Below are 5821 nucleotides of genomic sequence, written 5' to 3'. Positions count from 1 at the left end.
GCGGCGCACCGCGGCACGGTGCTGGGCGCGGTCGGCCTGGAACTCCTCCTCCGACGCGAAGCCGTCCGGCCGGATCCTGGGGCGGAAGGGGCCGAGGAACCGCTCGCCCGCGCGCCGGACCTTCTCCGCCGGCACGCGAACTCCTCCACCCGCCCGGCCAGCGCCGCCCCGTAGCGCGCGTTGCCGTGCACGGCGTCGCGCCGGCGCGGGCGCCTCAGGAAGCCGCTTGCGCCGGCAATCCCGGGCGGGTTGCGACGGCAGGACATCCCCCGCGCAGGACAGAACTCCCCGAACCCCGAGCCGTGCAGGCGCCAGATCTTGTAGCGCAGCGCGGGGGGCGGGATGCGGCCGGCATCCACCTCGGGCACCACCCGGGCAAGCTGCCGGGCGAGGAACTCGTTGTCCGGAACGGGAGGCGGCGTCTCGGCCTGAACCACGGGCACGCCGAGGGCGGCCAGCCGCGCAAGCCGGCGGAAATGCCGCCGGACATGGCCGAGCATCGTGGCGCGCAGGGCGTCGTAGGGGATCACGACCGCCCTGCTTTCCAACGGAAGCCGAGGCTCCTCCGGGAGTACGACGTCGAAAGGCTCCGGATGCCGCAGCAGGCCGAGCACCCGCCGGGGTGCCGCCGCCGATGAAGGCGAAGATGCGGGAAGGCTTGCGCCGCTCGATCGCCTCCTCCACCCGGGGCAGGAAGCCAGCGTCATCCTCCGCGGCCCGGGTCAGCCGCGGCTTGCCGATCGCGATGGCGACGACCTCGATCCCCGCAAGCGTGGCCCCCTTGGCCACCGCGGCGAGATGGCTGTTGCCGACGCAGACGAGCGGCGTCATGGCGGAGGCACGGGCCGATGCGCGCTGTCCACCGCCGGGCGCCGACGGGGCTTCTGCCGAGGCCGATCCGCGGAGGATGCCGCGGGGCGGGCGTCCGGATCCTCGCCGGCATCGGCAAACACCGCGATCCGCGCGATGGCGGCCTCGATCTCGGCGTGGTGGGCCCTGTCCTCCACGTTCGGCAGAAGGCGCCGCGGCATGGCGCTGCCGGGCAGGTTCTCGAGCCGGCCCCGCGGCATCAGGTGGAGCTTCTGCGCCTCGTGATAATAGTGGCGCACCGTCGGCAGCGTCGCGTACACGTCCTCGATGTGGCGGTTGGCGAGCCACCGGCCGTCGTAGGAGAGGGAGGCGCGGCGTTCCGAGAACACGAACTTGTTGCCGGCGACCGCGTGCTGGTTGGCATCGCGCAGAGAGATCCCCCCGGCCGGCTCCGGCAGGCCCAGGCGCCGGCCGAGGAGCGCCTCTTCCCGATCGAGGACGAGCTTGTCGTACCACACATACAGCTTTTCGACGTCCGGCCGGTGCGCCCGGATGTCGAGCCGGAGCGAGCCGAGCAGCCAGCGGTAGAACAGGCCGCGGATGGCAACGACGTCATCCGGCGCGATGTCGTTGCGGCGCATCATGGAGTGCACCCAGCCGCGCGGATCGCGCAGGAGCCGCAGCATGATCACACCCCCGACCTCTCCGGTCGCCCGCAGCCGCGCGTAGTGCGAGACGCCGACCAACGCCTTCGACGTGTCGACGACCGCCGTCTGGCCGGCCGATGCGGCGGCCTCCACGACGGCGCGGAAGAAGTGCTCCTGCGTCGGATGCGGGCGGGCGAGGATCCTCCCCCAATAGGGGCAGCCGGCCGGGGTCTCCCCGCAGGGGCAACGCGCCCCGGCGACGGTACCCCGCTGTGCCTTCTTCCAGATCTGCTCCACCTCCCCGAGGCCGACCACGCCTGGGAAGCAGGAAAGGATCCTGTCCATGATCGTGGTGCCGCTGTGGGCGAGGCCTGCGACCTGGATCACCTGCATGTCATGCGTTCCCGACTGGCTCCGACCGGAGCGGCCGGGAGGGCTACCATAGCGTCGCGAACCACGACACCCGAAGCGCTGCGGCAGCGTCCCGCGGGGCGGCGCGGCGCCGTATCGGCCGCTCGCGCCATCGGCCGCCGGCGGCGAGGCACCCTGCCAAGGGACCGGGCGCTAGACCGCCGCCCCCGCCGACAGCCCTGGCCCGTGGCCCATCCGCCGCTCGCGTTCGCGGAGCGCCGCGCGCTGCTGGCGCCGTTTCTCCCGCACCCGCTCGAACTGCGCGGCGGCGTATTCGCTGCACGTCGAGGGCGGGATATGGCGGTGCTCGGCGGGACGTTCGTCGGGGTCGAACCCGAGCAAGCGGTAGGCATCGGCGACCTCCGTGGCGAAGTAGCGGACGTCCTCGTCGAGGAACCAGTTTCGCCAGTCCCCGGATTCCTTGCGCCGCGCGACATAGGCGTGACGCGGTTCCGTCCGGTACCCTCCGCTGACCGGAAAGCCGAGATAGGCGCTGAGCGGACCGAAGTTCTCCGCAACCAGATCGTCGTAGGGCATCAGGAAGAACTCCCCGCCTCGCTCCTGCTTCATGCGGGCGGGCAGGACCGCGTTGCCGCGCACGTTCTCGAGCAGGTCCGGCCGGCCGCTCAGGCGCGCTATTTCCGAGATGATCGCGACGACGCTGAGGGACTCCGGATCCCTCTCCTTCCGCCGCAGCAGGTCGAGCACGGCCTCGATCTTCTCCGGCTCGGTGAGCGGGATGATGTTCTTCAGCATGAACACGAGGCGGCTGACGACGTTGTCCCGCGGATCGCGGAAGATGATGATCCGCCTGTCGAACAAGTCCGTGAACCGCATGGACCTGCGCAGCATGGGGGCGAGAAGCGCCTTCACGAGGCGCACCTCGTCCGGGCTCCGGCGCAGGTAGCGGCGGATGTCGTCGGGCGAACGCGGCTCGAACAGGCCCTCGACGCGCAGCCCGAGGCCTTCCGTCAGCGCGTTGCGGACCGCGTAGAACAGGGCGGTCGTGCCGCTCTTCGCCGCGCCGAGGATCAGGATGCCCGACGGCACCGCCGCACCCGCGATGGCCGGGCCAGTCATGCCATCCCTCCCGTCGGGTCCGTCGGCCCGGTCAGCCGGCCGCCGCGCCTTTCGCGCCAGCGGCCTTCTGCCGCTTGGGGAGGCCCAGCACGGACCGGGACGGCTTCAGCACGGTGAAGCGCGCCGCGGCAACGCTGACCGTCTCGCCCGTCTTCGGGTTCACCCGCTCGCCCGCCGCGCGTTCCCGCTGCTGGAACACGCCGAGCCCCGGGACATTCACCTTCTCGCCGGCCTCGACGGCCTTCTTGATCGAGTCGAAGAGCGCCGTGACGACCTTCTTGACGTCCTTGCGCGGCATCTGCGTGGCCTCGGCGACCGAGGCGATCATGCTGTCGATCTTCATCGCTGGCTCCTCATCGCCTCCGGGCTTGGGGCTTCGAAAAAGGTTGCACAACTCGTGCCGCATCGCAACGGTGCGGCTCCGCACGCGAACGTCACGGCGCCGGCGTCGGAGCGCCGGCGGGCCGGTTCGCGTCCCGGCCTCTCTCGCGGCCACCACGGCCGGCGACCTCCTCGGGCGGTTCCCGCCGACGGCTCGCGTCGATCTCCGGGGCACCGCGCGGGCCGCCGCTGACCAGCGGCTGGTCGAGCCTGGGCAGGGCCCCGCCGGTCGCGCGCGGGCGGAGGCGGATGCCGGCTGCCGGACTCCGGCCGACCGCGGCGCCGAAACCGTGCACCGCGATACGCGCGAGGGAGAGCCGCGGCCCCGCGATGGCGATCACGCCGGACCGGCTCGCGTCGCGGATCTCCACGTCGGACACCTCTCCCGTCACCGCCCCGCCTGCTTCCGGCGGCGGTTCCCGCAGGACGAGCGCGGCCCCCGCCTCGGGATCGTCGAGGCTCCGGGTGCCGGTCATGCGCAGCCTTCGGATCGCGATGCCCTCACAGTCGTTCACGACGACCGCCCCGCCGCCCCGAAGATCCCAATCCTCGAGGGTGACGTTGCGCGGCCCGGGCCCGCCCGGCTGCCGGCGGAGCCAGTTCCGGTTCCGGTAGGTGCCGACGCGCACCGCCTCTCCCTTCGCGCCGTCCCAGCCGGCGTCGCGCGCGCGGACGCCGCGGATGACGATGTTCTCGGGCGGCACGTAGTCGGGCGTGAAGCCGCCCGCGCTGTGCAGCCACCCCGAGTAGCTCGGCCAGGCGTTGCCCTTCACATAGAGGTACGCGACAGGGCCCGTGTTCTCCGCCGTGACGTTGGTCACCTCCCAGCGGGCGCCGCCGCCGGTGTCTATGCATTGCGCCTCCCGGAAGCCGTTGCGGAAGGCAAGGTCGTCGAGCACGACGTCCCAGCACGGACCGTCGAAGTCGAGCGCCTCGTTGAACCTGTCGAAACGGATGCCGCGCATCACCACGCCGCGTTCGTAGCGGGTGTAGATCCCTTGCACGATGTTCTCGTGCGTCAGGCCTAGGTCGGTCCGCCCGCGGAGGTTCTCTGACAGCAGGCCGCGCCCGGCCTGGGCGCCGGTGGACCGGATCCGGACCTCCCGCCGCAGGAAGCGGTCCACGCCGATCACCCCGCAGGCGTAGGTGAAGGGATGCGGCCGACCGAACTCCTCCCGGAAGTCGAAGGTCACGCCCTCGATCGTGATGTCGCGCAGCGATCCCGGCCGCTCGTTGACCGCGGTGCCGAACAGGAAATGGCGCTCCAGGCGGTGGGACGGGGGCCGTTCCGGCGGCGCGACGAGGAACTCGGCCGCTCCCTGGATCGTGGCGCCGCTGCGCAGCTCGACGGCCAGACGCACCGGCGCGTCCGGATTTCCGGCCCAGCGGCCCCGCAGGTCGTTCCCGACGCGCAAGATGTAGGTTCCCCTGCCGCGGACGGGACGGCCGGTGCGGCTCGACTCCTCGACTGCGCGGTTCCAGGCGAGCGTATCCGCCGCCGGGTCGCCGCCCCGCGCGCCGAAGCTTTCGGGCGTGATGTCGCCCTGCGTCAGCGCCGGCCGCGGCAGCAGGCACGCGGCCAGGCCGGCCGACCCGAGAGCCAGCAGGCGTCGGCGGCCGGGCGATGCGAGACCGCTCATCGCCCCTCAGGCCGCCGGAGGCGCGGGCACCTTGTAAGACCTCCACTCACCGGCGTGGTCCTTGGCTAAGGTTGCGCGCTGGTGGCTGGGAGAGGGTCGCCGCAGGACACTTGGGGGTGGTTCCCCGGGCGTGAGATTGGCGCCCTCGACCGGCGTTCCGGGCTCGGACGGTATCCTGGGGCCGGGCCTTGCCAGCCCGCGTCCCCGCTTGGACAAGCGCGGGCATGAACGTCGGCATCGAGGCTCCCCGGCAACCGCCAGCGAGGGAGGAGCCATGTTCGCCGGCATCGACGTCGCGTCCGAAACCCACACCCTGGCGCGCCTCGACGGCGCCGGCGCGCCGATCGGCAGGCCGATCCCGATCACCGAGGATCGCGCGGGCTACGATGCGCTGCTCGCGGCGCTCGGCCCACCGCCGGCCCTCGTCGTCCTCGAGGCCACCGGCCACTACTGGAAGACCCTCTTCGCCGTGCTCGCCGCGGCCGGCCACGAGGTCGCGCTGGTCAACCCGCTCGTCGCCCGCCGCTTCCAGGAGGCCGGCCTCGAGCGCACCAAGACCGACGCCATCGATGCCGTCGGCCTTGCCCGCCTCGCCTTCGAGAAGCGCCCGGCACCCACCCACCTGCACGACGAGATCGCCGAGAGCCTGCGCGAACTGGTCCGCCACCGCGACCGGCTCCGCCAGGATTTCGACGACCGTGTCCGCCAGCTCCACCGCCTCGTCGACCTGGGCTTCCCCGAGTTCACCCGCTACGTCCGCACCCTCGACAGCATGCTCGCCACCTGCCTGCTCGCCGAGTATCCGACCGCACACGCCTTCGCCCGCGCCACCCCGCGTCGCCTGGCCAGGCT

The 5821-nt window shown here is 72.4% G+C and carries 5 protein-coding genes and 1 pseudogene; 1 reads left to right on the top strand and 5 read right to left on the bottom strand.

What is annotated here, in order from left to right; genetic code table 11:
• The 5 genes and pseudogenes from N2041_RS14030 to N2041_RS14010 all read right to left on the bottom strand — a co-directional run.
• Nucleotides 1–530, bottom strand: a pseudogene (locus N2041_RS14030) (hypothetical protein); the annotation flags it as partial.
• A gap of 297 nt (nucleotides 531–827) precedes the next feature.
• Nucleotides 828–1850, bottom strand: coding sequence for a hypothetical protein (locus N2041_RS14025; protein WP_297679200.1), 1023 nt, complete (start codon nucleotides 1848–1850; stop codon nucleotides 828–830).
• Between the two features lie 171 nt (nucleotides 1851–2021).
• Complete coding sequence (locus N2041_RS14020; protein ID WP_297679199.1) at nucleotides 2022–2948, bottom strand: hypothetical protein; 927 nt, start codon at nucleotides 2946–2948, stop codon at nucleotides 2022–2024.
• Between the two features lie 31 nt (nucleotides 2949–2979).
• Nucleotides 2980–3291, bottom strand: coding sequence for an HU family DNA-binding protein (locus N2041_RS14015; RefSeq protein ID WP_297679198.1), 312 nt, complete (start codon nucleotides 3289–3291; stop codon nucleotides 2980–2982).
• A 91-nt stretch (nucleotides 3292–3382) separates the two neighbouring features.
• Nucleotides 3383–4969 (bottom strand): hypothetical protein, encoded by a 1587-nt coding sequence (locus N2041_RS14010; protein WP_297679197.1) that lies wholly within the window; start codon nucleotides 4967–4969, stop codon nucleotides 3383–3385.
• 274 nt (nucleotides 4970–5243) lie between these two features.
• Here N2041_RS14010 and N2041_RS14005 point away from each other — a divergent pair.
• The coding region (locus N2041_RS14005; protein WP_297679196.1) for an IS110 family transposase at nucleotides 5244–5821 on the top strand (578 nt) is incomplete at its 3' end.

Source organism: Tepidiforma sp. (genome assembly GCF_026419595.1).
In the GTDB taxonomy this organism is placed as follows: domain Bacteria; phylum Chloroflexota; class Dehalococcoidia; order Tepidiformales; family Tepidiformaceae; genus Tepidiforma.
This window is presented reverse-complemented; position numbering and strand designations above follow the sequence as displayed.

What these genes read in the sequence shown, in the direction of transcription:
- N2041_RS14025 (WP_297679200.1), bottom strand. Translation starts at nt 1,850, where the DNA reads ATGCAGGTGATCCAGGTCGCAGGCCTCGCCCACAGCGGCACCACGATC.
- N2041_RS14020 (WP_297679199.1), bottom strand. Translation starts at nt 2,948, where the DNA reads ATGACTGGCCCGGCCATCGCGGGTGCGGCGGTGCCGTCGGGCATCCTG.
- N2041_RS14015 (WP_297679198.1), bottom strand. Translation starts at nt 3,291, where the DNA reads ATGAAGATCGACAGCATGATCGCCTCGGTCGCCGAGGCCACGCAGATG.
- N2041_RS14010 (WP_297679197.1), bottom strand. Translation starts at nt 4,969, where the DNA reads ATGAGCGGTCTCGCATCGCCCGGCCGCCGACGCCTGCTGGCTCTCGGG.